This window comes from Paenibacillus pseudetheri (assembly GCF_924513355.1).
GTDB classification, from domain to species: domain Bacteria; phylum Bacillota; class Bacilli; order Paenibacillales; family Paenibacillaceae; genus Paenibacillus_AQ; species Paenibacillus_AQ pseudetheri.
In genome coordinates this window covers 1-26,055 of record NZ_CAKMAB010000021.1, presented here as the reverse complement: position 1 = coordinate 26,055, position 26,055 = coordinate 1, and the positions used below count along the sequence as shown (strand labels likewise).

Annotated in this window: 28 protein-coding genes, 1 pseudogene and 1 riboswitch; of the genes and pseudogenes, 24 read left to right on the top strand and 5 right to left on the bottom strand. The window is 40.0% G+C overall.

Annotated elements, in window-relative coordinates:
• Positions 1-19 precede the first annotated feature (19 nt).
• Positions 20-727, top strand: a complete 708-nt coding sequence (locus L1028_RS18335) for a response regulator transcription factor (RefSeq protein ID WP_234536729.1) — start codon at positions 20-22, stop codon at positions 725-727.
• Positions 724-2,130, top strand: coding sequence for a sensor histidine kinase (locus tag L1028_RS18330; RefSeq protein ID WP_234536727.1), 1,407 nt, complete (start codon positions 724-726; stop codon positions 2,128-2,130). Before L1028_RS18335 ends, L1028_RS18330 begins: the two co-directional genes overlap by 4 nt.
• A gap of 60 nt (positions 2,131-2,190) precedes the next feature.
• Here L1028_RS18330 and L1028_RS18325 read toward each other — a convergent pair whose 3' ends face one another.
• Positions 2,191-2,739 carry a PadR family transcriptional regulator gene (locus tag L1028_RS18325; protein ID WP_234536724.1) on the bottom strand — a complete coding sequence of 183 codons (549 nt, stop codon included), beginning with the start codon at positions 2,737-2,739 and terminating at the stop codon, positions 2,191-2,193.
• A 151-nt stretch (positions 2,740-2,890) separates the two neighbouring features.
• On the opposite strand from L1028_RS18325, the gene L1028_RS18320 reads away from it, so the two are divergent.
• Positions 2,891-4,339 carry an MDR family MFS transporter gene (locus L1028_RS18320; protein ID WP_234536721.1) on the top strand — a complete coding sequence of 483 codons (1,449 nt, stop codon included), beginning with the start codon at positions 2,891-2,893 and terminating at the stop codon, positions 4,337-4,339.
• 66 nt (positions 4,340-4,405) lie between these two features.
• Here L1028_RS18320 and L1028_RS18315 read toward each other — a convergent pair whose 3' ends face one another.
• Positions 4,406-4,900 carry a DUF6803 family protein gene (locus tag L1028_RS18315; protein ID WP_234536716.1) on the bottom strand — a complete coding sequence of 165 codons (495 nt, stop codon included), beginning with the start codon at positions 4,898-4,900 and terminating at the stop codon, positions 4,406-4,408.
• A gap of 128 nt (positions 4,901-5,028) precedes the next feature.
• Here L1028_RS18315 and L1028_RS18310 point away from each other — a divergent pair, with 128 nt between their 5' ends.
• Together L1028_RS18310 and L1028_RS18305 are read left to right on the top strand one after the other, a co-directional pair.
• A complete protein-coding gene (locus tag L1028_RS18310; RefSeq protein WP_234536712.1) occupies positions 5,029-5,709 on the top strand; it encodes an HAD family hydrolase in 681 nt (226 codons plus the stop codon).
• Positions 5,710-5,729: 20 nt separating this feature from the next.
• Positions 5,730-6,302, top strand: a complete 573-nt coding sequence (locus L1028_RS18305) for a GNAT family N-acetyltransferase (RefSeq protein ID WP_234536710.1) — start codon at positions 5,730-5,732, stop codon at positions 6,300-6,302.
• A 79-nt stretch (positions 6,303-6,381) separates the two neighbouring features.
• Here L1028_RS18305 and L1028_RS18300 read toward each other — a convergent pair whose 3' ends face one another.
• Positions 6,382-7,434: a 2,3-butanediol dehydrogenase gene (locus L1028_RS18300; RefSeq protein ID WP_234536707.1), complete on the bottom strand. Its 1,053-nt coding sequence runs from the start codon at positions 7,432-7,434 to the stop codon at positions 6,382-6,384.
• Between the two features lie 326 nt (positions 7,435-7,760).
• Here L1028_RS18300 and L1028_RS18295 point away from each other — a divergent pair, with 326 nt between their 5' ends.
• The 5 genes from L1028_RS18295 (at position 7,761) to L1028_RS18275 (ending at position 12,582) form a co-directional block, all read left to right on the top strand.
• Positions 7,761-8,786, top strand: coding sequence for a LacI family DNA-binding transcriptional regulator (locus L1028_RS18295; protein ID WP_234536704.1), 1,026 nt, complete (start codon positions 7,761-7,763; stop codon positions 8,784-8,786).
• 70 nt (positions 8,787-8,856) lie between these two features.
• A complete protein-coding gene (cysK, locus tag L1028_RS18290; RefSeq protein ID WP_234536701.1) occupies positions 8,857-9,795 on the top strand; it encodes a cysteine synthase A in 939 nt (312 codons plus the stop codon).
• A 164-nt stretch (positions 9,796-9,959) separates the two neighbouring features.
• Positions 9,960-10,322, top strand: coding sequence for an acylphosphatase (locus L1028_RS31325; protein ID WP_341482563.1), 363 nt, complete (start codon positions 9,960-9,962; stop codon positions 10,320-10,322).
• 67 nt (positions 10,323-10,389) lie between these two features.
• The gene (locus L1028_RS18280; protein WP_234536695.1) at positions 10,390-10,902 is read left to right on the top strand and encodes a hypothetical protein; all 513 of its coding nucleotides are present in this window, start codon (positions 10,390-10,392) and stop codon (positions 10,900-10,902) included.
• Between the two features lie 129 nt (positions 10,903-11,031).
• A complete protein-coding gene (locus L1028_RS18275; RefSeq protein WP_234536691.1) occupies positions 11,032-12,582 on the top strand; it encodes a TPM domain-containing protein in 1,551 nt (516 codons plus the stop codon).
• 101 nt (positions 12,583-12,683) lie between these two features.
• On the opposite strand, the gene L1028_RS18270 is transcribed toward L1028_RS18275, so the two are convergent.
• Together L1028_RS18270 and L1028_RS18265 are read right to left on the bottom strand one after the other, a co-directional pair.
• Complete coding sequence (locus L1028_RS18270) at positions 12,684-13,130, bottom strand: hypothetical protein (protein ID WP_234536686.1); 447 nt, start codon at positions 13,128-13,130, stop codon at positions 12,684-12,686.
• The gene (locus tag L1028_RS18265) at positions 13,111-13,332 is read right to left on the bottom strand and encodes a helix-turn-helix transcriptional regulator (RefSeq protein WP_234536683.1); all 222 of its coding nucleotides are present in this window, start codon (positions 13,330-13,332) and stop codon (positions 13,111-13,113) included. Before L1028_RS18265 ends, L1028_RS18270 begins: the two co-directional genes overlap by 20 nt.
• Positions 13,333-13,518: 186 nt before the next feature.
• Between L1028_RS18265 and L1028_RS18260 the strand changes: the two genes are divergently transcribed.
• The 14 genes and pseudogenes from L1028_RS18260 to L1028_RS18190 all read left to right on the top strand — a co-directional run.
• The gene (locus L1028_RS18260; protein ID WP_234536680.1) at positions 13,519-14,463 is read left to right on the top strand and encodes an ABC transporter ATP-binding protein; all 945 of its coding nucleotides are present in this window, start codon (positions 13,519-13,521) and stop codon (positions 14,461-14,463) included.
• Positions 14,456-15,136 (top strand): ABC transporter permease subunit, encoded by a 681-nt coding sequence (locus tag L1028_RS18255; protein WP_234536677.1) that lies wholly within the window; start codon positions 14,456-14,458, stop codon positions 15,134-15,136. Before L1028_RS18260 ends, L1028_RS18255 begins: the two co-directional genes overlap by 8 nt.
• 9 nt (positions 15,137-15,145) lie before the next feature.
• Positions 15,146-15,844, top strand: a complete 699-nt coding sequence (locus L1028_RS18250) for a hypothetical protein (RefSeq protein WP_234536673.1) — start codon at positions 15,146-15,148, stop codon at positions 15,842-15,844.
• A 174-nt stretch (positions 15,845-16,018) separates the two neighbouring features.
• A complete protein-coding gene (locus L1028_RS18245; protein ID WP_234536670.1) occupies positions 16,019-17,134 on the top strand; it encodes a phosphodiester glycosidase family protein in 1,116 nt (371 codons plus the stop codon).
• A gap of 122 nt (positions 17,135-17,256) precedes the next feature.
• Positions 17,257-18,189: a LysR family transcriptional regulator gene (locus L1028_RS18240; protein ID WP_234536667.1), complete on the top strand. Its 933-nt coding sequence runs from the start codon at positions 17,257-17,259 to the stop codon at positions 18,187-18,189.
• Positions 18,190-18,205: 16 nt separating this feature from the next.
• Positions 18,206-19,315 carry a 5-methyltetrahydropteroyltriglutamate--homocysteine S-methyltransferase gene (locus L1028_RS18235; protein WP_234536664.1) on the top strand — a complete coding sequence of 370 codons (1,110 nt, stop codon included), beginning with the start codon at positions 18,206-18,208 and terminating at the stop codon, positions 19,313-19,315.
• A 168-nt stretch (positions 19,316-19,483) separates the two neighbouring features.
• Entirely contained in the window at positions 19,484-20,203 is a 720-nt protein-coding gene (locus L1028_RS18230) for a YebC/PmpR family DNA-binding transcriptional regulator (protein ID WP_076285805.1), read from the top strand.
• Between the two features lie 7 nt (positions 20,204-20,210).
• Positions 20,211-20,272, top strand: a riboswitch (Fluoride riboswitch).
• 67 nt (positions 20,273-20,339) lie between these two features.
• Positions 20,340-21,650: a voltage-gated chloride channel family protein gene (locus tag L1028_RS18225; RefSeq protein ID WP_234536661.1), complete on the top strand. Its 1,311-nt coding sequence runs from the start codon at positions 20,340-20,342 to the stop codon at positions 21,648-21,650.
• Positions 21,651-22,039: 389 nt separating this feature from the next.
• A pseudogene (locus L1028_RS18220) lies at positions 22,040-23,256 on the top strand (ABC-F family ATP-binding cassette domain-containing protein); the annotation flags it as partial.
• A gap of 32 nt (positions 23,257-23,288) precedes the next feature.
• Positions 23,289-23,741, top strand: coding sequence for a hypothetical protein (locus tag L1028_RS18210; protein WP_234536633.1), 453 nt, complete (start codon positions 23,289-23,291; stop codon positions 23,739-23,741).
• Between the two features lie 144 nt (positions 23,742-23,885).
• Entirely contained in the window at positions 23,886-24,269 is a 384-nt protein-coding gene (locus tag L1028_RS18205) for a YhfM domain-containing protein (protein WP_234536630.1), read from the top strand.
• Positions 24,270-24,629: 360 nt separating this feature from the next.
• Positions 24,630-24,884 carry a hypothetical protein gene (locus L1028_RS18200; protein ID WP_234536628.1) on the top strand — a complete coding sequence of 85 codons (255 nt, stop codon included), beginning with the start codon at positions 24,630-24,632 and terminating at the stop codon, positions 24,882-24,884.
• A 335-nt stretch (positions 24,885-25,219) separates the two neighbouring features.
• Entirely contained in the window at positions 25,220-25,708 is a 489-nt protein-coding gene (locus L1028_RS18195) for a GNAT family N-acetyltransferase (RefSeq protein WP_234536625.1), read from the top strand.
• A 151-nt stretch (positions 25,709-25,859) separates the two neighbouring features.
• Positions 25,860-26,055, top strand: a 196-nt coding sequence (locus L1028_RS18190; protein WP_480248029.1) for a transposase, incomplete at its 3' end; no start/stop codon positions are given.

Genomic DNA, 26,055 nt, shown 5'->3' with positions numbered 1-26,055 from the left:
CACGAAGAGGGTGAACAATTTGAATAAGCTTCAGGTACTGATCGTTGACGATGAATGGAACATGCGGAATTTAATTCGGATTTATTTAACAAAAGAAGGCATAACGACTAGAGAAGCGTCAACGGGGCATGAGGCACTCACTTTGCTGAAACAACAGAACTTTGATCTAATCCTGCTGGATGTGATGATGCCAGATATGGATGGCTGGCAGGTTTGTAAAGCCGTTAGAGAGGTAAGCTCTGTCCCCGTTCTAATGCTGACAGCTCGCTCGGAAACTAAGGATAAGGTACGTGGTCTCGGTATAGGGGCGGATGACTATCTCACCAAACCGTTCGAGCCGGAGGAATTAGTGGCAAGAATTTATTCTTTGGTACGGCGTTCAATACTTACATCGACCCAACCACCTGTCAAAAAGGTTCTGACCTACCCAGACCTAGCGATTTACCCAGACGCTCGTGAGGTACATATTCTAGATACAGCAGTTGAGTTTACACTCAAGGAATTAGATCTGCTAACGGCCTTGGCGCAAAATGCGCACCGTGTCTTTACGAGAGAAGAACTAGTGGAGCGTTTATGGGGCAATGATTATGAGGGTGAGAACCGTGTCATCGACACGCATATTAAGAATATTCGCGAGAAATTACATAAGGCGGGCCTGTCTTATAATCCTGTTCAAACGGTATGGGGGTTAGGCTATAAATTCGAGATCCCAGGTAATCATCTATGAAGAATAATATTATCGGATTGAAGCTCGGGTCAGTCATTATGTCTGTTTTTTTAGTTGTTTTGCTTATTCTTGGGATAACGATAGACCGAATGTTTACCAGTTTTTATTACAACGAGATGCAAAAAGAAACCGAGGAGCTAACCTCGCATTTTATCGGAATGGCTGAATCACCGGATAGTTCAAACGAGCAGATGATGAGTACTTTTGCAGAGTTTTCGGACGTGAGTATATTTAATATTTCAAAAGACGGTAGTGTCATTCTCCATTCGGGTGTTCATGACAGCGCAGATCGTTCATTCATAAATGCTTCGGATATTAGTCGGATATTTGCCGGAAAAAGTGTGAATTTTGAGTATACAGATCCTACTGGACACAGATATTTCATCACTGGAAAACCAATTTCAAAGGGTCAAACCATCCAGTCTGCACTATATGTAATGTCCTCTACAGAGAACATGAAGCAATCCTTGGCTTCTATCCGTAACCTACTGTTGCTCGCAGGAATTGGGGCCTTTATATTGGCACTAGGGATCACGGGAATAATTAGTTTGTTGTTATCCAGGCCGCTGATCAAGATGCAGAAGGCGACAAGAAAAATCGCTGCCGGTGAATTGGAAACTAGACTTTCCATACGAAGTAACGATGAAATCGGATTTTTGGCAGGAGCTATTAATGACCTTGCTGTAGATCTGCAAAGATACAGGGATACACGTCAGGAATTTCTAGCCAACATTTCTCATGAGCTGCGAACACCCATCACCTATTTAAAGGGTTACACCAAGGTCGTAAAGGATAGACTTTATGAGACTGAAGGGGAACGAGATCTGTATTTGGATATTATCCACGAGGAAGCGCATCGGCTTGAGCATCTGGTAGAAGATTTATTTGAACTGGCAAAGATGGAAGAAGGTAAAATCACACTTACGCTAGACTGGATAGATCTTAAGCACATGACAGAACAAGCTGTACGTAGGGTGGAATTGAAAGCTAAAGAAAAGGGACTTCCGCTGAAGATTACGTATCATGGAGATTCGTATAGGGTTCGTGGAGATGAAAAGCGTATGGAACAGATTATGATGAATCTTCTGGAGAATGCGATCCGTTATACGGATGAAGGTGAGATTACTGTCCACGTAGATGAGGAAGTCGACGGGGATTCCGTTTTATTTATTGTGGAAGATACCGGAATAGGTATTCCTGAGGAAGAACTACCCTATGTCTTTGAACGATTCTACAGAGTTGAGAAATCACGATCCAGGCAATATGGGGGTACAGGTCTTGGGCTATCCATTGTTAAAAAGCTTGTAGAATTACACGGTGGGAATATTCGAATTGCAAGTCAGCCTGGAATTGGAACCCGTTGCGAGGTACAGCTGCCTAGATTACCGAAAACCGAAAAGTAAGAGCTAAAAGAGACTTAACGTGTATACGCGAAGTCTCTTTTTACTTGATATCAACTAACGCTATTTTGCTGGCTCAAGCTCTTCAAGTGCCCACTCGCAAAATTGTATAGAGCTCTCCATATCGAGCACTCGTTTCCGAATGAGTAAATAGCGTCCAAAAGTCGTTGCTTTTAATTCACGAGTCTCACCTCGTTCATCACGTAAGACTTCGTTAGCTTTCAGCAAGACCTTGTATCGTTCTAGCTCACTTTTACAAAATTCCGCTCGTTTTTGTAGAAGATCCTTTGCTTCCTCGGGTTTGGAGAGCCATAGACTATACAGCTTAAAATGTAGCTCGTCCCGTAGAACTGGAGGCTCTGCTGGAGTCTCCACCCATCTCCGCAATTGCTCAAGTCCTGCTTCCGTAATGGAATATTCCTTTTTATTCGGCTTATCCGACTGCTCAATGAGCTGATATGAAATGTAACCTTGCTGCTCCATGCTCATTAGAAGAGGGTAGATTTGACTATGTCCTGCTCGCCATAACGGTTTGATATTCTGTGTTAATTCATATCCAGACAACGAGTTAGCACTAAGTAAAGCAAGAAGTCCATAAGACAGTGTATTCATTACTCTGAAGCCCTCCAGTTATTATAAATCCGTTTTCATTGTGATTTTTGGGGATATGTCATCATTGACATATTATCCATACGATTATAACATTATTTAAGTTAAATTATATATGTAAAAGTAGACATATAAAAAGATAAGGAGGGGTAGCGTGGACGTTAAACAAGAAAGTAAAATTCATTTTTGGCCTATAATGATTGCCATATTCTTCGGTAACTTCGTCTCTGTCTTAAGTACAACGACCATCAACATAGCTGTTCCTCTTTTAATGAATCATTTCCATTCGAACCTGAACACTATGCAGTGGATGGTTACAGGTTTTATGCTAGCAACGGGAGTAACTGCACCACTTGCCGGATATCTTGGTGGTAGATTCAGCTATAAGCGACTGTATCTATTCGCTCTGATGGGATTCACCATGTTCTCTTTACTCTGTGCAATAGCTTGGAATCCAACCTCTCTGATTGTATTCAGAATGCTTCAAGGTTCTTGCAGCGGGCTGATTATGGCTTGTACGATGACGATTATATTCCAAGTGATTCCAGCTGAACGCAGACCTTTCGCCGTAAGCCTGTGGTCACTGTCCGCTATGGTTGCCCCAGCCATTGGTCCGACGTTTAGCGGATGGTTACTTCAGTATGCCAGCTGGCACTGGTTATTTTTAATTAACATTCCCATTGGGATCATTGCTATTATTCTTACCGTAACGTTAATTCCATACTATCGAATGAATGTTCCGAAATCATTTGATATTCCTGGATTCCTAACTGTTGTACTTGGCAGCTTATCTTTATTAACCGCATTTAGCCAAGGCAATAGCTGGGGGTGGGGCTCATGGAAGACCCTATCCTTAATACTTGTGGGGATCGTACTTTTAGTATTCTTCGTCTTGCACGAGCTGAGGGCGGAAGTACCTCTGCTGAATCTGCGTGTTTTCCGTAACCGCCGCTTTACTGCCATGCTTAGTATCTATAGTTTGGTGACGATAGCAATGTATGCTGGAACCTACTTAACTCCATTGTTCTTACAAACGGTAGAAGGAGCAACAACGCTTAAAACGGGGCTTATCTTATTGCCATCTTCGATTCTTCTAGCTTTACTTAGTCCAATCGTGGGTAAGATGTATCCAAAGTTTGGACCCGTGAAGTTAATTTCTGCTGGTATTTTATTTATTTTCATTGGGTTATTCATGATGAGTCGGCTGCATACAAATGTTTCTTACAGCTTCATTATGTGGGCAATGGTTGTTCGGAATTTAGGAATTGGATTAGCTAACGTTCCGAGTAGCACAGCATCTATGGAGGAAATTCCAGTCGAATGGTCAGGTCATGCCACATCGATCAACAACTGGGTTCGGAATGTGTTAAGCTCGCTGGGGATTGCGGTGTTCACTTCTATTTTGTCCACAAGATCCATACTGCACTCTAAAGAATTGATCAGTTCAGGTGCAGGTAATGCAGATTCGATTAGATTATTATCGTTCACTATGGGTGTGAATGATGTATTCGTAGTCGGCTCTATCATCGTGTTGTTTGGATTACCACTTATGTTCTTATTGCGCAAGAAGCGTAGTGTGATTCCTGTTCAAAGTGCGGGATAACCTTCGCATCACATTAGAAAAGCAGACCAAGGGCTTAGCCTTGATCTGCTTTTTTTATATGTTAAGTTAGTGCATCATGTCGCCCATACCACCCATGCTGCCCACAATTTCCGGATTGATCATCCCGAATATCATCGCGATATGCGCTACAACCAAGAATCCGCTGATGAGTATAAAATGAAGCTTCATTTTCTGTTCAGCTGTTCGTTTACGAGCGATCAGGCCAAGATCTAACAAAGCCAGCGGTAATAAGAAGAGCACTCCACTCAAATAGAAGCCTACGGCTACCACGTCAACCCATGTATGCCACTCACCATTCATTGTTAAAGGGATGAATGCGGTAGGAAACAAGTAGAGAAATACCCCTGTGAAGTACAATCCGGCTAGAATGCTACAGATTTTGTTGAAGGTCCTTAACGAGCCTTTTAGGTTCTTAGTGAACAAAATAATAAACTCTGTAACGGTGATCGTCTCAGCAAAAATCACGGGGATCGCCATGAATAAAATCAAGTTCCAAGGCTGATTATCCGCTAGCAAAGACATATAATGGGTCATGTTCATAAAATACTCCTCCAATATATAAAAATAACTTTCGTACTGATCGTATTCGAGAAGTATGTGGAAAGTATGTAGAAACGAATGTATTATAAATACATCCATTAATAACAATTGAGGGGAGCAAGACAGCAGTGGGAAGAGGACTACAAAGTATTTTATTTGATTTGGATGGTACATTAACGGACCCAAAAGAAGGCATAACAAAAAGCGTAGAATACGCATTGAACAAATTTGATATTCAGATCGAGCATTTGGATGAGCTTCTTCCTTACATAGGCCCACCTCTTTATGATTCATTTATTGAGCTGCATCAGTTCTCAGAGGAACAAGCGCAACAAGCAGTTGTATTCTACCGTGAGCGTTACAGCACCGTTGGAATGCTGGAGAATATGGTGATTGATGGTATACCGCAATTGCTGGAAGACCTCAAGAATAAAGGATTTTCATTGTATGTAGCTACCTCCAAGCCTACTGTTTTTGCTGAACAAATTCTTGAGCATTATAAACTAGATCATTATTTTGAGCATATCGGTGGTAGTAATCTGGATGGCACCCGTTCTAAAAAGAAAGACGTGATACAGTACGTACTCGATCAGAATGCTATTCTTCCGGAGGAAGCTGTGATGATTGGGGACCGCGAACATGATATTATCGGAGCTATAGGTTGTGGAGTAGAATCTATCGGTGTGACGTTTGGTTACGGACCTAAAGAAGAATTGGAGAATGCTGGGGCAGATCATATCGCTTATCGAGTAGAAGAAATTGCGGATATCATCCAACATATATCATTAAGAGAGCGGTGTGCGAAATGATCCAACCTCGTAATTCAATCTTGGAGGGCAATACAGTCAAGCTGGTTCCAATGGATGAAAGCCATGTAGAAGGGCTAGCGAGAGTATTAAGAAATCCAAACATCTGGGAATTTACTTGGCGAAAAATAACGTCGGACGAGCAGGTGCAGGATTTAATCACAACCGCATTCGCAAATCAAAACAATGAATCGCAAATTCCCTTCGTCATCATTGAAAAAGCTACTGGACAAATCGTCGGTACCACTCGAATCATGCATCCGGATTTGGTTCATCTCCATGCTGAAATCGGATGTACGTGGATCTCACCTGAATATTGGAGAACGAGTGTGAACACCGAGGCTAAGTCATTACTGCTTCACTATTGTTTTGAAGAGCTAAAGCTGATTCGTGTAGAGTTTACAGTGGTGAAGACTAACTTGAGGTCACAAAGAGCGGTAGAACGATTAGGGGCTGTAAAAGAAGGGATTCTACGCCAGCATAGAATCAGATCTGATGGTTCGATTCATGATAATGTTGTCTTTAGTATTTTGGATAAAGAATGGCCATCGGTAAAAGAAAATCTGCACTATTTATTAAATGAGAAGTACTCATAATTGTATAAAAGAAGTCAAGAGTCCCTCTCTTATGGAGAAGGGCTCTTGCTCTATAGATCAGCAACTTGGCTGCTTATGGTTATTGTTTAGGACTTACAAGAATTTTCACTTGATTTTTTTCCTTCAAAAGCGCCTCGAACCCGTGTTCAATCACTTCGTTCAATTTAATTCTCTTAGTCACCAGTTTGTCCGCAGGGAAGTAACCTTGTTCCATGAGACTAATTACTGCCGGGAATACATCACGGTAACCGATGATGCCCGTCAAGTTGCGTTCCATCAACACGATGTTGTTTGGAGTAATCGTAGCATCTTTTTCAAAAATACTAACGATCATGATTTGACCACTCAATTTAGTGGAATTAATGGCTTGTGTTAGAACGGGAGGGACACCTGTGACTTCAAAAGCAACATCCACGCCGCCATCGGTACGTTTTTGAATTTCTTCGACCACATCATATTGCTTAGGATCGATTACAATACCACCAAGTTCTTCAGCTTTGCTCTTACGTTCTTCGGAAAGTTCTACTACGTAAATTTCAGCTGCGCCAGATGCTTTCAATGCTTCAATCACAAGCAAACCGATAGGGCCAGCGCCGAATACTACAGCTTTATCTCCGACCTTCAATTGACTGGAACGAACGGCATGCAGAGCAACTGCAGAAGGTTCTACTAGAGCGCCTTGCTCATAGGACAAGCTGTCAGGAATTTTATGGACCATATGTTGGTCTGCTGCAACGTATTCTGAGAATCCACCGCCGCCTCCAGCCAAACCTAGGAAGCCCATTTTTTCACAAAGATTGTATTTGCCTTGTCGACAAGCTACACATTCACCACATGCAAAAACGGGTTCAACGACAACTCGATCACCAACATTAAACTTGCTAACGCCTTGACCTACTTCAACGATTTGTCCAGAGAATTCATGTCCCATTACGACTGGCGCTTTTTCACCAGTAAGGGGATGATCTGTACCTTGGGGAATGAAAATAGGACCGGCTACATATTCGTGAAGATCGCTGCCACAAATCCCGCACCATTCTATTTTGATTTTCACTTTTCCTTCAAGTGCTGCTGGTTCTTCGATCGTTTCTAACCGTAGATCTTTGACGTTATGCCATCTTAATGCTTGCATATCATTCATCTCCTAGATTAATTAATTGATAATAAATAGTGTTTTTCTCCTGTAAAAGAGGAAACGTTTCCGAAAACAAATATGTCACATAATTTTCATATTGTCAAATTTAAATACTAAAATATTAATATTGAAAATTAGTGAAAAATTTCACCTTAACTTAGTAATATCAGGCATATATAGACTGTGTTGTACTTGCTGTAAATGCTTTTATAAGCACATGTATGTTATAATAAATACATTGGAAAAACGGCTTGAATGAGACGGATAGATATAATAATAGCTGTGATTACGGAAACGATTCCGAAAATGAGGAGACTATCAACTTGGCTAATAAAAACAAAGTAACCATAGAAGATGTAGCGAAACGAGCGGGAGTAGGTATTGCTACTGTTTCAAGAGCAATTAATAATTCGGAGGGAATTAGTTCCAAGACTAAGGCATTAGTACTGCAAGTGATTGAGGAGATGGGTTTTACACCTAATACCTCTGCACAAAGTCTGAAGATTCGCCAAACGAAGCAAATTGCTCTGGCCGTTCCCGACATTCGAAATGCCATTATTCCAGATATCGCCTGGTCCGTGGAGCAAGCAGCTAAACAGGACGGCTATCGAGTCATTCAGATTAATACTTCCGGAAATCCGCGGACAGAGCTCGAAACGATTCGTGAGATCAAGAAATTACATGTTGATGGACTCATTATCATGCCTCTTGCGTATCCGAAGACTATGGTAGAGCTAATCAATAAATCGAGTGTTCCTGTCTCCATCATTAACTACGGGAAACGCATTACAGAGAATGTGAAAGCGGATATCGTAAGCCTGTCACGTTTTGAGGGCCAGCTAATCATGGAACATCTAAACAGTATTGGTCGAACTAGAATTGCTTACGCAGGAGCTCAGAAGGAACTCATTGAGGATCGTTATCTTGCCTATCAGCAGGCATTAAGTCAAGTGGATATTTCTTTAGTTTATTTTGGAGAGGATTTCTCCCTGCAAACGGGAGTACAAGCCGCAGATTATTTCTATAGCCTGACTCATATGCCAGATGCAATATATGCTGTGAATGACATGGTCGCTATAGGGATCGTAAACCGGTTTAAAGAGTTAGGCGTTCGTGTTCCTGAGGATGTGGCAGTGGTAGGGGTGGATAATAACGCATGGACAACCATTACAAGTCCGCAGATTAGTTCGGTCTCTATCATGGGAAATGAAGTAGCCCGATTAGCTACTCAGCTTCTTTTGCAACGCATTCAGGATAATATTACGGGCGACTACCAAAGGGTGCAGCTTGATCCGCGTTTAATTGTGCGAGAGTCTAGTGTTTCAATAAAACGTAGTACAACAGGTTGAAAATCCTCTAAATCCTGTTAGACTTAATACTAAGTAAGTTGATGGGGTAATAAGAAATGAGGAGTATATTATGGCTAATATATATAAAAGCGTAACAGATTTGATTGGTAATACACCGTTATTGGAAATTTCGAAATATAGTAAATCTCAGAACGTTGAAGCAAAGATCCTTGCCAAGCTAGAGTCTTTTAATCCTGGAGGTAGCGTCAAGGATCGTATAGGCTATGCGATGATCAAAGATGCTGAGGATAAAGGCTTAATTCATAAAGATTCTGTAATTATTGAGCCAACAAGTGGCAACACCGGCATTGGCCTTGCAATGGCTGCGACCAGCCTTGGGTACCCGTTGATTATTGTTCTTCCGGATACATTCAGTATTGAACGCCGTAAGGTGATGGCTGCACTTGGTGCTAAGCTTGTATTAACACCTGGAGCTGAAGGGATGAGCGGTGCATTGAAAAAGGCGGAGGAATTGGCAGCGGAAATTCCACATGCATTCATTCCACAACAGTTCAGTAACCCTGCTAACCTTGAAATTCACAGAACGACAACTGCAGAGGAAATTTGGCGGGATACTGATGGAAATGTAGATATTTTTATTGCGGGCGTTGGTTCTGGAGGTACCATATCAGGGGTTGGGGAAGCTTTGAAGGCTAAGAACCCTTCGGTACATATCGTCGCTATCGAACCGTTTGATTCACCAGTATTATCTGGTGGCCGGCCTAGTGCGCATGGAATTCAGGGGATTGGGGCTAACTTCATTCCAGAGATTTACAATCAAGAGGTTGTTGATGAGATTTTTCAGGTGAAGAATAAAGACGCATTTAATGTAGCGCGTGAAATTGCCAAGACCGAGGGATTACTTGTAGGGATCTCGTCTGGCGCCGCGGTATATACAGCTACAGAAATTGCTAAACGTCCAGAAAATAAAGGGAAGACGATTGTAGTGATTTTGCCGGATACTGGGGAACGTTATTTAACAACTACTCTGTTTGATTTTAATGAATAGCTTGAACCAACCTATGACTTGAAGTTGATACAAATTTGGAGGCTCAGCGGAATGCTGAGTCTTTTTGTGTATTTAGTAATTGAAGAGTGATCAATTTAGCCCCTTATTTTACCAATGGCTATGGTACAATATAGCATAAATCGTAGTAGTTCTAAAAAGGGAGTATGAGAAGTATGAATGTGTTCAAAAAAGTTAGAAATAATTATGTGATTTGGCATGCAAATCGTATTCAGTTACAGGAATTTCCTTCAAGCCCTGTCGTTAGAAAACAAATAGTTTTCTCAGGTAGAGTTCAAAAGGTGGGATTTCGCTTGGAAATATATACGATAGCCGAAAGAATGAGATTAACGGGTACGGTTACAAATTTAAAAGACGGAAGTGTAGAGGTAGAAGTGCAAGGGGAAGAACAGCAAATCTCATTTCTAGTCCATTGCATGAAATCATTGAAACGGGCATCTGTAAAGAAAGTAACTATGAGTGATCTGCCTATTCATGAGAGTGAGAAAGATTTTACGATAGTGAAATAAGTACATATGGATTAGTGGAATTCTGAAGTAGATGATATGGAGCTAAATTTGGAAGTTAGCAGGGGGAATGAAAGCACTAATGGGTACTAAAACCTCTCAGTTCATTATTCTAATCATCTTAATAATAGCTTGCTTTATATATGGTATTGAAGTATTTGATCAATTCGATGGAAAGTTGTTCAGCCACGCGGCTGTTCCCTTAGGCTCTTCTTTGATTTTTCTTTTTTTGTTGATTGGTGTGGGAATAATGCTTGGATTTTTAATCGAAGGGACATCCATGTTCAGTACAATCATTTTAATGTGGCCTTTAATACATATTGGCATCGTAATCTTCTCTTTTTTTGCTGGGCATTTACTTTGGGAATTACTCTTTGTAATAGCTCTTTATTCGTTTATAGATTTACCAATCAACTTAATAGGTGAAGGGATATCATTAGGATTTCAGATAAATCGATTATTATTCCGTAGAGATCAAAATAAATTATCAGAATTCTTTATAGCCATACTCATTAACTTGGTGATTATCATTATTATAATTATTGCTATATCTAAACATCAGCATGCTGATCTCTTTATGTAAGACTTTTCAGTTATTGACTGTTGATTTTTAATTAACTGTAAATTTTATAGATTAGAAATAAATGGAACTATTGCTTAAGCCATGCGTAACCGATAAATAAAAGAGATTATGATAGATCAGGAGGTACATATGAACTACAGAACTTTAAAAAAAATGCTTCTTACCACACTTGCCACCCTGATGTTAAGTGTTTTGCTTCTTCCGGTTTTGACTTCAGCCAAAACGGCTGTACCTAAGCATACTGGATCATTTTATGTGAATGATTTCGCAAATGTGATCGACGAGAAAGCTGAAAATTACATGGTGAACTACGGGATTCGATTACATCAGGATACGGGCGCTCAAGTCGTAGTGGTGACAGTCGATTCTACAAATGGAGTTTCGATGGAAGAGTATGCAACTTCGCTATTCAATAGCTGGGGTGTAGGCTCTGCGGATAAGAATAACGGGCTTTTGCTACTGCTTTCTATAAAAGATGATGACTACTGGGCGGTACAAGGTAAGGGTATTGAGGACACGTTGCCTAACAGTAAGATTAAAGAGATTCTCTCACAATATCTTGAGCCGGATTTTGCAGCTAAAACTTATAGTGACGGTGCGCGTAAAACTTATGGCGCTTTTATTCAAGCCATGGGTGGGACTTGGGTGGAAAATGTCGGCACTAAAAACTATGTATCCGATAATGCCGGTGTACTCAAAAAAGTAACAAAGGACTATTTGAACGAATCTAGCAACAGATATAAAACTACAACTGGCAGCGGAATTTATGTGGTTACTGTTAAGAATGCAGGAGATAAAACACTTCAGGAGTATACCTACATGAAGTTTGCCTCCGTTGCTGCTGGCCCTAAGGATGTTATGCTCGTGCTAGACATAGGTAGAGACAACTATCATGTTCTTCAAGGGAAGGACATCGACAAGGTTCTCACCAATGATGCAATCAGCAGCATTTTGGACACCGTACTTGAACCTCAATTTGTGAAAAAAGATTACGGAACGGGAACTACAGCGACTTCCAATGCTTTGTACAGTTTCTTGTTGGCAAGAGCGGATCATTCAGTTGGAGCGACGGGAAGCACAGGAATTACGGGGAATAGTGGAGGCACTACAGCCACCAATTCTTCCTCAACATCCACTTCAGCAAAGGAGACTAGTGTTAGTATAGGCAAGGGTCTTCTAATTTACTTATTGATATTTGCTCCGCTCATATTGTTCGGATATGGTCTTTCGCGACGCAATAAATATATTGAAATGTATGGCTTGCCATTTAATCCATATAGTCCAAGAAATATTCGACGGTATGGGAATTGGTACGGTCAAGCGGATTACGGTTATGGTAGACGTTGGCACAGACGTTATAATAATCACCATAATAATCACCACCATCATCATAGAAACACACCATCCAATAACTCACAGTCAAGCTTCTGGGGAAACAGTGGTGGAGGCGGATCTACTGGAGGTGGAGGTGCAGGACGTTACTCTTCAAGCAATGAGAACCGTGGTGGCGGAGGTTCCAGCAGTGGCGGAGGTGCAGGAAGACATTCTTCAAGCTCTTCCAGCAGCAGTTACTCTGACAATGATAGAGGCTCATCAGGTGGAGGGGGTTCTTCCGGCGGTGGCGGTTCATCTGGTGGCGGAGGTAGCGCTAGCAGTGGTGGTGGAGCAGGAAGACACTAATAAATCATGCAGTTAATAAGAGGTGCAAAGGAGCTGTCTCACAAGTAGGAATTCTACTACTGAGACAGCTATTTAAATGGAAAAGAACTTATGAACCCCACTCAGTTTCTAGTATAAAACCATCTGAATAATGAAGATACGACTAACAAGACCACAAGAACACTTGCCAATGTGAAAAAGATAACCTGATTGAAGAAAGATGAGATAATACTTCCAAATGAAAGCAACAAAATCATGAAATTTATAGTGGAGTTGTAACTTTTTAATTTGATACTTTGATTTCTTTCATCTTCTTCATAGATCACCATTTCTTCAAGCGCATTCTCGTCTTTAAGCAGCTTTCTAAGCTGTATTATGTTCATCACACAGACGCCTTCAATACCAAAGAAAAATCCTGTGATATACGTATCAATAGAAGCAAAATCTGCCGTGGTATTGAGCAATTTAATGATATAGATACCTATTACAGCAAGTCCACCAATAACAGCTATAACTATTTTGGTACGCAGGCGTTTTTGAATCCTAGCTTTATATTTTTGATTCATCATTTTCCTCCACCTCAGAGAAATCAAATACTTCCTCAATCATTAATCCAAAATACTTAGCTATCTTATAAGCAAGGATTAAAGAAGCTATGTACTTTTCATTCTCGATTGAAATAATGGTTAATCGAGTAACACGAACCGCTTTTGCTAATTCCTCTTGAGATATTTTTCGCTCTTTTCGCAATTCTCTTATTCTTGTTTTCATGTCACGCTCCCATGTAATAATTAATATCGAAGATTGCTTTCATGATGAAAACTAAAAACAACAAAGTCGTACCTTCTTATTATATCAATAAAAAAGTTTATCACAATCAAAAATAAGTATAGTTAACTATACAATAAATGTATAGTCTGCTATACTTATTTTAGGTTTCTTAAGGAGGATTGTGCGATGCGGAAAATTGAACTGAACGATGTGAAAAAGTCATTCGGGAGTGTAAATGCTATCAATGGATTAAACCTTTCCATTCAGGCGGGAGATGTTTACGCCCTATTGGGACATAATGGAGCTGGGAAAACAACTACTCTTCGTTTCTTATTAGGACTTTTAGAGCCTGATGAAGGAGAAGTATCTGTATTTGGTTGTAATCCTAATCTAGAGGGTGACACTGTTCGTAAAATGTGTGGTGTTTTATCAGAAGACGTAGGGTTATATGAGCCTTTGAGTGTATATGATAACTTGAGTTATTTTGCTCAAATATATGGTATGAAACGTAGTGATTACGACAAACGAATAGACGAGCTGTTGAGTGATTTTGAAATACTAGATAAGAAGCATTTACCTGTTAAGGGCTTTTCTACAGGGATGAAGAAGAAGGTTGCTTTAACTAGAGCCTTACTTCACAAACCCAAAATCCTTCTATTAGATGAACCCACGAATGGACTAGATCCAGTAAGCATCGAACATTTAAGAGTAATGCTGTATGATTTAGCGCAGAAGCACGGAACCACCATTATTTTGACCACACACAATTTAGAAGAAGTAAAAAAGATCTGTAATAAGATCACAATAATGCGACTTGGGAAAAACGTATATACTAACACTATGGCAGCATTGAAAAAACAAGCCAGTAGTAAAGTCCGTATTAGCTGCAACCAAGAATTGTCCGCTGATTTGGAACGTCTTCATAAGACATTGTCTAGTCTTGAAGTGAATATTGAATACAAGGTTCAAAAAAACACGATTATCGTTGATCTAACAGAAAATATTGCGATTTCGAATTTAATTAAAGTGTTAGCCTCATTAGAGATAGATGTGAAGAATATTGAAACTAAGGAATTTGACCTCGAAAAGCTGTATATGCAGGTAGAAAATGGTGAGAAACCAAATGAATGAAATAGAAATCGTCTTTAGGATGCAGATAAAAGAGTATTTCAAGGATAAAGGCGCCCTGATCTTTCATTTATGTGCTGTAGTTCTCATAGGGATCGTTGCTCCTTTATTTCGAATGAACGATACTGTTTTATTGAATGGGTCAATCTTATTTCCACTTACTCTGTTAAAGCAATGGACAGCCAACAGCTTTGCGGGTGAGAAAGAAATGAAAACGATAGAAACATTATTATCCTCACCAATTAAGAGTAGAAGCCTATTTTATGGAAAATGTATGTATTGCATCGTTAGCAGTGGAGTTTGTTATTTATCCATATTCATTCTGATGCTATTAGTGAAGAGTTTCACAGATGAGCATTTTCAAATAAATATTTGGGAATGGGTAGGTATGTTGATTCTATTTATTCAGATTTTATTGACCGTCACTTTAATAGGAGTAAATAGATCCATTACTTCTGATGATATCCAGACGGCAAATCGTAAGCTAACCGTAATTTTTTATCCGATTTACATTTATATTGTTATTCTTTTTACTTTATTTACTCAGCATTTGATGGTGGCTACTTATTTACTATCTGCAGTTTTTTTAGTCATTTTAGTGGGGTTTAACTCTTATTTTATCTTTAGAAAAGTTAAGATAATGGATCGTTCGTATTTTTATGGAGTGAAAAGGTAGGTGTCTCTTATGAAATCACAAATATTTAGTGTTCTTCATCATGAATGGAAATATTTCGTAGCTTTAAAGCGATTTCGGTTTAACATGCTTTTCTTAATCGTTGCACCAGCCATCTTTACGATGCTAGCCTATATTTATTTTGGCAAATTGAACTTTTATTATCCAATCATCATTATGGCTCTAGGTGTGCCTCGAATAACAGTAAATATGATCTCATATTCGATTGGAGGAGAAAAAGTATATAAGACCTTTGAATCTTTATTGTCAACGCCAATACGAACAGAGTCAATGTTCATTGGGAAAAGTATGATTGCAATCCTGATTTCACTAGTTATGCTGGTAATATCGTCATTGTTTACTTGGCTGACAGCAAACTTCATCCAATATGTTCTCATGCAAGAAACCAGCCTCATTTGGTTGTCAACAGCACAAAGTATATTAATCTTTGATAATCTTCTGATTTGCATATTCATGATCTTTATAACTGGAATATTATCCATGGTAATGCAAAAGCCACGACAAGGATTACATATTGCTTCAGCACTAAGCTTCTTGACGATGGTACCTTCTTTACTGGTTACATTTGGTGTAAAGCATCCATTAGAATGGTCAGCAGGGATTATGATTATTTTGCTGGGAATAAATCTATACTTTATTTGTTATGTGTTGCAGCGAATAAAGAGATCACAAATAATGGCGAAATTATAATGGAGAACTAACAATCGCCGTATGATGAGAATCGTACGGCGATATTTTTGTGTATGCTCAGAAACTTACGTTCAACAAGTAATTCTCCTAACAGAAACTTTTCATAAAATTTATCGTCTATGATAAGGTTAGATAATTTTTTCATATTTCGTAATAATCAGGGAGGAAAAAGAAGTGAGCACTTCATCATTACCTCAACGTTCCACTGTACGCAAAAAGAAACCAACAAAAAAACGTAAGAAACGGGGCTTTTTTCGTACATTATCCAAAGTATTTTTATTCTGCTTTATTTTGTTGATTGCTGGAGGCGGCTGGTTTTACTTTGCACCTTCGGCTAAAAATCTGCGCTATTCAATCGCTGATACACTGATTACAACACAGCACCGCTACATGGCTAAATATATTATTGGCGAGGACGGATTAAAGGAGAGAGTGACTGAATATAGCTCCCTATTTGAAGAGATGGGGGTCGAAAAGGACACACATACCATCACTCCTGAACCAGAAGTAAAAGAGAAACCACTAGTCGAGATAGAAAATGTATCAGGAACTGGATATTCCGGATATGTCATGATCGTTAATGATCCTACTAAAGTCCGTTTGGGAATTCCAGATAAGGTAGGGTCAGGTGAGAAAGTAACTAGCATGGTGAAGCGCACAGGTGCTATCGCTGGAGTTAACGGTGGTGGATTCGCTGACCCCAACTGGAAAGGTAACGGCTTTAAACCTATCGGTATTGTGATCTCACAAGGTAAGTTATATTACAACGGTCTCGGTGGCAAGGAATCCACGCAAATCGTAGGTCTTGATAAACAAGGGAAGATGGTTGCTGGAAATTATACTTTAGACGAGATTAGTAAAATGGGTGTTCAGGAGGCAGTAACTTTTAGCCCTCGTTTAATCGTCAATGGAAAAGGATTGATTAAGAACGCGGCTGAAGGTTGGGGAATTGCACCAAGAACAGCGATGGGCCAGCGAGCTGACGGAGCGATTATATTTGTTGTTATTGATGGAAGACAACCTACTTATAGTATTGGGGCAAATTTATACGATGTGCAGCAAATCCTTCTTAAGCATGGAGCAGTGATTGCTGCCAATTTGGATGGAGGTTCTTCTACCGTGCTGGTAAAAGACAACGAGATAATGAACAAGCCATCCTCTCAATATGGGGAACGATATTTACCTACGGCTTTTCTTGTATTTGAGAACCCTGAGCAAGTCGATATGCCGAATATTTGGAAGGGACTTGACCCCTCCAAAATTGATGCTGCTAAGAAGCGTACACGCTAAAGCACTCTTAATACGTAATTAAGATAAGGATTATCTTGGATTGCCATATGAAAATATGCTACGATATCACCTAGCAAGAAACAGAATGTAGAACTAGCAGGTCTGGAACAGGGGGAATAGGAGTGACATTGCAACAGCTCCGCTATGCTATCGAAATTGCAAATAGTGGCTCCATGAATGAGGCGGCAAAGAAGCTTTTTGTCTCTCAACCGAGCCTGTCCAATGCCATTAAAGAATTAGAAAGTGAACTAGGGATTACGATCTTTGAGCGAACCAACCGTGGAATCAGTATTTCCGCTGAGGGGATGGAATTCCTGGGTTATGCCCGCCAAATCATTGAACAGACAGAACTTATGGAGAATCGGTATACCGGGAAAAAGCGCAGTCCGATTTATTTTTCCATCTCCACGCAGCACTACGCCTTTGTCGTTGACGCATTTGTTAATCTCATGAAGCGCAATGATGTCTCAGAATATAATTTTAGCTTGAGAGAGACGCAAACCTACGAGATTATCGAAGATGTACGTACCTTGCGCAGTGATCTGGGAATTCTTTATATTAACGAGAGTAACTATAAGCATATGAATAAACTGTTTAGTGATGGCAATCTGAAATTCACACCGCTCTTTAATACCGATCCACATCTTTATGTTCGAACCGGACATCCGCTTGCTCATAAGGAAATCATTACACAGAATGATATTGTGCCATTCCCCTATATCACTTTTGAACAGGGTGAGAATAATTCACTACACTTCTCGGAGGAAATGTTAAGTTTTTCACAAATTGAGAAGAATATTAAGGTGAATGACCGAGCGACTCTGACCAATTTATTAATGGGTACGGATTGCTACACGGTGGGCACAGGGATTCTGGCATCTGATCTTAATGGAGATGGACTGAAGACGATTCCTTTTGAGAGCAATGAAGTATTTACGGTTGGCTGGATAGCGCATAAAGATCGCAGACCGAGTGTAATGGCATCTAAGTATATCGAGATTTTGAATGACCTGGTTTCAGGAAGTTATTTTGATCTAAATCATTTTTTACTATAGCAGTAGGAGGATCGGTATGATTAGACCCGTAATTGGCACCCAGAGAAATGCTCCACCTTTTCGCTACGATATCGTTGGCAGCTTCTTACGAACGGATGAGATTAAAGCAGCCCGCCTCCAATATGACAATGGTGAAATCACAGGCAGTCAGCTTCATGAAATAGAGAATATTGAAATCTTCAAGCTACTGGACCTGCAAAATGAAGTGGGTTTATTGGCGGTCACAGATGGGGAATTTCGCCGTTCCTGGTGGCATCTCGATTTCTTTGTAGGGATTAAAGGAACAGAAAAGATTAACTTAAATCAAGGAAGAGCGGAAGCGGCTCAGCGCGCGGAATCTTTTCGAATCGTGGACCGAATTGCCTTTGAAGATCATCCAATGATCGACCAATTTATCGCTCTGAAACAAATGGCCGGAGACCGAATTCCGAAAATGACGATCCCTTCACCCGCTTTATTTCACTTTGTGGAGGATTTTAACGGGAATGAAGTTTACCCGGATCAGGAAACCCTATTCCAAGATATTATTGCTGTTTACAGAACTGCAATCCAAGCGTTCTATGATGCAGGCTGCCGTTACCTCCAGTTAGACGATACAACTTGGGGAACGCTGTGTAGTGGTAGACATCGAGCGCATTTACGAAGTAGAGGTACAGATCCAGATCAATTGGCTAAGGATTACGTTAGGCTGATTAATGAGAGCATTGCCAGTCATCCAGATGATATGACGATCGCGCTTCACGTATGCCGAGGTAATTTCCGCTCCACTTGGTTCGCTGCTGGTGGTTATGAGCCTGTGGCCGAAGAGCTTTTTTCGAATACTAAAGTGGATGCTTTTTTCTTGGAGTATGATAATGAGCGGGCGGGCGATTTTGAGCCCTTACGTTTTATTAAAGATCAATTTGTGGTATTGGGACTAGTAACTACGAAACATGGTGGTCTTGAGAGCAAAGAACAGCTCAAAGCGCGTATTGAAGAAGCGGCACAATATGTAGATATTGAGAAGCTTTGCTTAAGTCCTCAATGTGGGTTTGCTTCCACCGAGGAAGGAAATATCCTAACCGAAGAAGAGCAGTGGGATAAAATACGTCTCGTAATTGAAACCGCCCAAGAGGTTTGGGTATAAATAAAATAAGTTTTTAGAAGGCTCCGTATTGATTCAGGGGCCTTTTTCATGACTGTATTGTGACAGCTTAGAGGATTAACCTACCAGCGCACTTTACTAGAGCTATTAATCAAGGGTATAATAAGTAACAATTGTTTTTAATTCATGTTGAAAGAGAGCGGGAACAATATGGGTCGTAAGTGGAATAATATTAAGGAAAAGAAAGCCTCCAAAGACGCCAACACAAGTCGCGTCTATGCAAAGTTTGGTGTTGAGATTTATGTAGCAGCCAAGAAAGGTGAACCCGATCCAGAAGCAAACCGGGCCTTGAAGGTTGTATTAGAACGTGCAAAAACTTACAATGTACCAAAAGCCATTATTGACCGCGCGATGGATAAAGCCAAAGGCAGCGGTGATGAGAATTATGAAGAGCTTCGTTACGAAGGATTTGGACCTAACGGTTCGATGATCATTGTCGATGCACTTACGAATAACGTTAATCGTACAGCACCTTTGATCCGTTCTACATTCAGTAAGAATGGCGGGAATATGGGTGTCAGCGGATCTGTAGCCTACATGTTTGACTCCACAGCTGTTATCGGTGTAGAAGGTAAAACTGCCGATGAAGTGATTGAGATGATGTTCGATGCAGAACTTGATGTACGTGATGTTTTAGAAGAGGATGAAGCGGTTATCGTGTACGCTGAACCTGATCAGTTCCATGCTGTGCAAGAAGTATTCAAGAATGCAGGAGTCACCGAATTTACTGTTGCTGAGCTTAACATGCTGCCACAGAACTATGTAACACTTCCTGAAGATGCACAAGCTCAATTCGAGAAATTGATTGATGCCTTAGAAGATTTAGAAGATGTTCAACAAGTGTATCATAACGTAGATTCTGAGGACTAAGAATAACATATAACAAGGCGATGGAGTTCGCCACAACCGTCTCTTCAGACTAATGACTCCTACCAGAGTGAGCTTCACTGGTAGGAGTCTGTTTTGTGTCTGAGACTGATTTATACTGACTTTGGGAGCTGTCGCAATGAATCAATGGTCAGCACGATGGTATGAATTCGCTAAGAAAAGAAGTCATTTTGCACTATGGAGTACCTTTATCAAATGGATTGTACTCGGAAGTGTGGTTGGATTCTTATCGGGGACTGCCTCTGCTTTCTTTCTAAAAAGCTTAGACTACGTAACAGATGTACGTTTAGAGCATCCATGGCTGCTTTATTTGCTGCCCCTTGGAGGTGTACTAGTTAGTTTCTTATATATGCGTTACGGAAAAAACAGCGCTAAAGGAAATAACCTTATTATTGAACAAATTCAGGATGGTAACGAGACCATTCCTTTACGGATGGCACCCCTAGTATTGTTCGGGACACTGGTAACTCACTTGTTTGGCGGATCTGCCGGACGGGAGGGAACAGCTGTTCAAATGGGAGGAAGCCTCGCAGAGTGGTTTGGGAAATTAATCAAAATCAGCCCGTTGGATCGCAAAATACTGTTAATGTGCGGGATTAGCGGAGGCTTTGGTTCTATTTTCGGAACACCGCTGGCTGGAACCTTATTTGGTCTAGAGGTAGTAACCATTGGACTTATTAGCCAACAAGCATTACTTCCATGTTTTGTGGCTAGCTTTGTTGGTGATCTGGTCACCACTCGATTGTGGGGCGTTCATCATACTCACTATGTAGTGAATGAATTTCCAGCATTAAGTTTAATGATTATTCTAAAAGTGGTATTGGCCTCTGTAATTTTTGGTCTCGTGAGTATGCTTTTCAGTGAACTGGCTCATTTTCTAAAAAGAACCTTCACCGCCATGATAAGCAATCCAATGATAAAAGGTGCAGTAGGTGGTTTGATTATCATTGCCTTGGTTTTCCTTGTAGGGTCACGCGACTATCTGGGGCTCGGTATCCCTTTAATCAAGGATTCATTTGAGGGTGATGTCTCACCGTTCGCTTTTTTGTGGAAGCTGATCTTTACCGCCTTTACCTTAGGAACAGGATTTCAGGGTGGTGAAGTTACTCCGCTATTTGCGATTGGAGCCACATTAGGCAATGCTTTGGCTGGAATTTTACATGTATATGGACCGTTTCTGGCTGCTCTCGGATTCATTGCTGTCTTCTGTGGAGCTACTAGTACGCCCATCGCTTGCTTTTTAATGGGGATAGAGCTATTTGGTTCAGAGGGTGCTGTATACATGTTCATCGCTTGTGTGGTGAGTTATTTATTCTCCGGACATAGTAGTATTTATACTTCACAGCTTATTGGTGTATCGAAGAGCCAGTTCATTTCAATTCCTCAAGGGACTAGGATAAGTAGTGTAAAACGACCTCGCAAAAAATAACAACATTTACCGCACTTGGTTGACAAGAATGTAGAAACTGTAAAGTTATATACCAGAGGCTGCTCCGAACAAACGGATACAAACGATGAAACATTGTCCGGAGCTTAATCAAAAGCGTATTGCTTTTATATCATCGAATGATAGCGAGTCCGATTTAGCGTGAAATGTCATGCTTATTTGGTTATGCTATCTTTCGATGTTAATGATTAAGAGGCTGTAGACAATTTTCGTCTACAGCCTTTTGTGTTATATTGCTCAGTTTCTACACTGACATTTATATGTTTGTGCCGTTCATTCGTGTACTGACAAGCAGAAGGCTTGCACCTAAGGGGGCAGTGTCTTCTGCTTTTTTTGCGTTCTTCACTAATTTCAGAAAAGAGGAATAGGAAATGAGGTTACTTGAGGTTTCAAATTTATCACATGCTTTTGGCGATAAGGTTCTATACAAGAATGTTTCTATGGAATTGTACAAGGGTGAGCATGTAGGCGTGGTTGGACAGAAAACGGGGAAGAGTACGTTCATTAGCATCTTGACGGGCGAAGTGATTCCGGATGATGGAATGATAAAGTGGCACCCCAATATTACAATCGGTCATCTCGATCAATATGCTGTCATGGATGGAAACCGTACGGTTCATAATTATTTAAGACAAGCTTTCTCAGAATTATATGAACTGGAACGAAAAATGAATGAGCTTTATGAGGAGTGCACTGTAACTGGCAATGAGATGTTATTGCAAAAGGCAGCAGATTATCAGGAACGATTAGAAGCGCTAGACTATTATTCGATGGAGAGCTACATCAGTAAGATGGAAACGGGTCTTGGGATTAACGCGATTGGAATCGACCGCGGGGGGCAGCGGACGAAAGTCATTCTGGCCAAGCTTTTACTTGAACAACCTGATGTGTTATTACTCGATGAACCAACCAATTATCTGGATAAGGAACATGTTAACTGGCTCGCTGAATATCTGATTGCATTCAATCAAGCGTTCATTGTGGTGTCTCACAATTATGCCTTTCTCGATAAAATATCCACTAGTATTTGCGACATTGAGGGAGAAACGATTAAAAAATACCATGGGAAATACTCAGATTTTGTGCAGAAGGAACATTTACGAGAGAGCCATATCCGGCAATATCATGCACAGCAGAAAAAATTGAAACTACTGAGCAATTCATTCGAAAAAACGGTGCAGGTGTTAATTCGAAAATTGCCCGTGGTCGCCAGAAACAGCTGGATAGGATGGAACGAATCGCTGCTCCGACATTTATCTCAAAAGCGTCTATTCGCTTTAAGGAGCTTCTGTGCATGTCTCAAGTAGCGCTTAAAGTGGATCATTTAGTGGTTGGTTATGATAAACCCTTGTTGCCTAAATTGAAGTTCTCCATTCGCAGTGGACAAAAGCTCGTGATTACGGGGTTCAACGGAATCGGGAAATCAACTTTACTAAAGACGTTGGTTGGAGAGATCCAAGGGATTACCGGTAGGTTTCAGTTCGCAGAACAAGTTAAAGTGGGTTATTTCGAGCAAGATTTAACTTGGGAAGATGAGACGATGACACCTATTCAGGTGATTTCAGCTTATGATCCCAATATCTCAGTGAGTTAAGATCCCTCTATGGAGGACCTGCATTAATGGCTTCCTTAAACACAGATACTTCTAATCAAAATGAGATTAACGTTGAAACGCAATATGAAAGCTATGGCACATTATCGGAATTATCAAATTATTCAGACCTCGTAGTTATTGCATCACCAACAGATGATTTTGAAAATAGAAAACATATAACAACTTTTTACGATACAGGCGATCTACAAGATTATTACACTTTAAATAATCTTAGTATTAAAAAAGTATTAGCAGGAGATTCGTCAAACATAGGAGGAAATTTAGAAGTCATTGAATCAAATGGTTTAGTTGAATCTGGAGCACAAAAAATAAAGATGATAAATGATGGATATAAAGAAACTCAAAAAGGATTAGAATATATATTATTTTTAAAGAAGGATTCACAAGGACAGTATCAAATAGTAAATAGAAACGAAGGAACCTTTACTCTAAGATGTGGTGAATTCTGCAACTACTAATAAACTAGGAACTTTTATAACACGAGATAATAATGTTAGGGATAATTTACTTAATGAAATTGCCAACACATACTCAAATGAGTTATAAATTTATTATGGAGACTGAATGATGAGTCTCCATCTTTCTTCAGTAAGGAGGTAGTTATGAAAAAAATTAGCATCATTTCAATTTCACTGATAATTTTATTGATTTTAGTTTTTGTATTAGTCAAACCGATTCAAGAGATTGTTAGCGTTAGTCTTGTGTCCGAAACAACGGAAATCACTTACACTGACAGTGAAAGCATTCGCATCTTCGAAGACGCTATAAGAACTGTTAAAAAAGTACGCGGGGCTGTAGATGTGGGTCCACCATCCTATCGAATGACTGTTACTTACGCTGATTCTGAAATTGTCGATTTCAGCCTTTATATGGATCTTAAGGCCAAAAATGGATTTCTGATTAAAAATAGTAATAGCGAAAAGATGCTGGATTTAAAAGATAAGAATGCGGTAGAGCTAGCTGATCTTTTAAGTAAAGAAAAGTGAGAATAATATTTGAGACATTCTAAAAAGGTCTTAAATGGTTATAGTTTTAGAAACTCAATCTATAAAATTATTTTTCTGTTGTAAATTTGCAGTTTTTTGATGAAAAACTGTAAATGTGGTAAATATATTATGTTATGATTAATCAAATTTTCTCTTGTCGTTAGTGATTCGACAGAGTTGGAGTTGTACTGGGACACACCCAGTTCATAAACATTAGGGCTTATTTTGCCATGGAGACGATAGACACCTGTTTGCTGTCTATCGTCTCCATGGCTTTTTTGTACCTATTGGAGGAGATAAAGTGGATATGGTTGATATAGTCGAGCAGCTGAGTAAGTACTTGCTGTGTTGCATTCAGAGATGCCCTCGTTACATGAATATGTTGAAGTTCATGTCAATGTATCGGGTAGGGTAGATATTGTCGCGACGGCGCTTGTAGCCTTCACGATTATCATATTCCCAAAGAAAAAATCAAGCTTGTCCATATGCGTGTCGATGGAGATTCAGAAGGTACGACTAATAGACAATTTTTTGATTGGCCGCAGACTGATGTATATCTTCAATACTTATGCGAAAAACTTGATCTTCTCTAAATTGTTATATGGAATGAATTAAGTTTAGAAGAGAGAATTCGGGACCGTAAAATGTTTCCGGACTCCAGCTGCCGTGTCTGCACTTCGTATATGAAAAGAGATGTTCATGCGAAGTGGGTTCATCAATTCGATAATTGTTCATGCTTTATTCGGCACATGCGACGAACAAAAGGAATCGCACCGGTCCTCTAGCTGATAGAGTCCAAGTGGAGACTATTCTTATATTCGCTGGTACTGCGGTGATTATGTGTGCCTTGTATGCAATAATTAAACTTATTGCCTTAGTAAAGGACTACGATTAACATGAAGTTATTCCAAATAAAGATAATATCAGTATCAGAAACGGAAGGTGTCAAGTTGACCAATCAAAGACTCGAGTATCCACCATTACACACAGAAAGAATCAATCTTCGAATTTTAAATCTAGTGGATGCAGAAGCAGTACATAGACATTTCTCAGATGAAGAAGTTACTAGATATATGGATATCGATCCCTGTAAAGACCTAAAAGAGGCAGAAGAAATCATTCAGTTCCATATCGATGATTTGGGCTGCAGATGGGGCATGTTCGATAAAGGGACGGATGAACTCATCGGTACATGCGGGTATCACTATTTAAGAAGAGAGGATGAAGAGTTTACTGCTGAGATAGGATTTGATTTATCCAAAGCTTACTGGGGACAAGGGCTTATGTACGGAGGTTCTTCAATGGGGCTAACTACTATCGACGCTACTGTTGAACCTGAGAATGCTAGGTCGATAACTCTAATGGAGCGGTTAGGTTTTGAAAGAGACACGGAACTTCGTGAACAATTCGTATATTTTGAGCTTAAACGCAATGGTTAGATAACAAAGTAGATCTTCAATACAATTGAAGATCTACTTCAGGCTGTCGAGAAAGTCTCGACAGCCTTCTTTATGCCCTAATTATTTAAGACGACACCGCGTTAATGTTGTATAATATAGGTAACTATTTATAGAACGGATGGTGTGTTGAATGTTACGTTCCAATCGAGAAAGACAACAATCCTACGAATTTGTTTCCATAGAAGACTTGGTCCCCGAAGACCACTTGCTTCGTAAGGTGGACAAATATATCGATTTTTCTTTTATCGATGAAATCGTTCGACCGCTTTACTGCGCCGATAACGGACGCCCTGCTATAGATCCAGTTATTTTATTTAAAATGATTT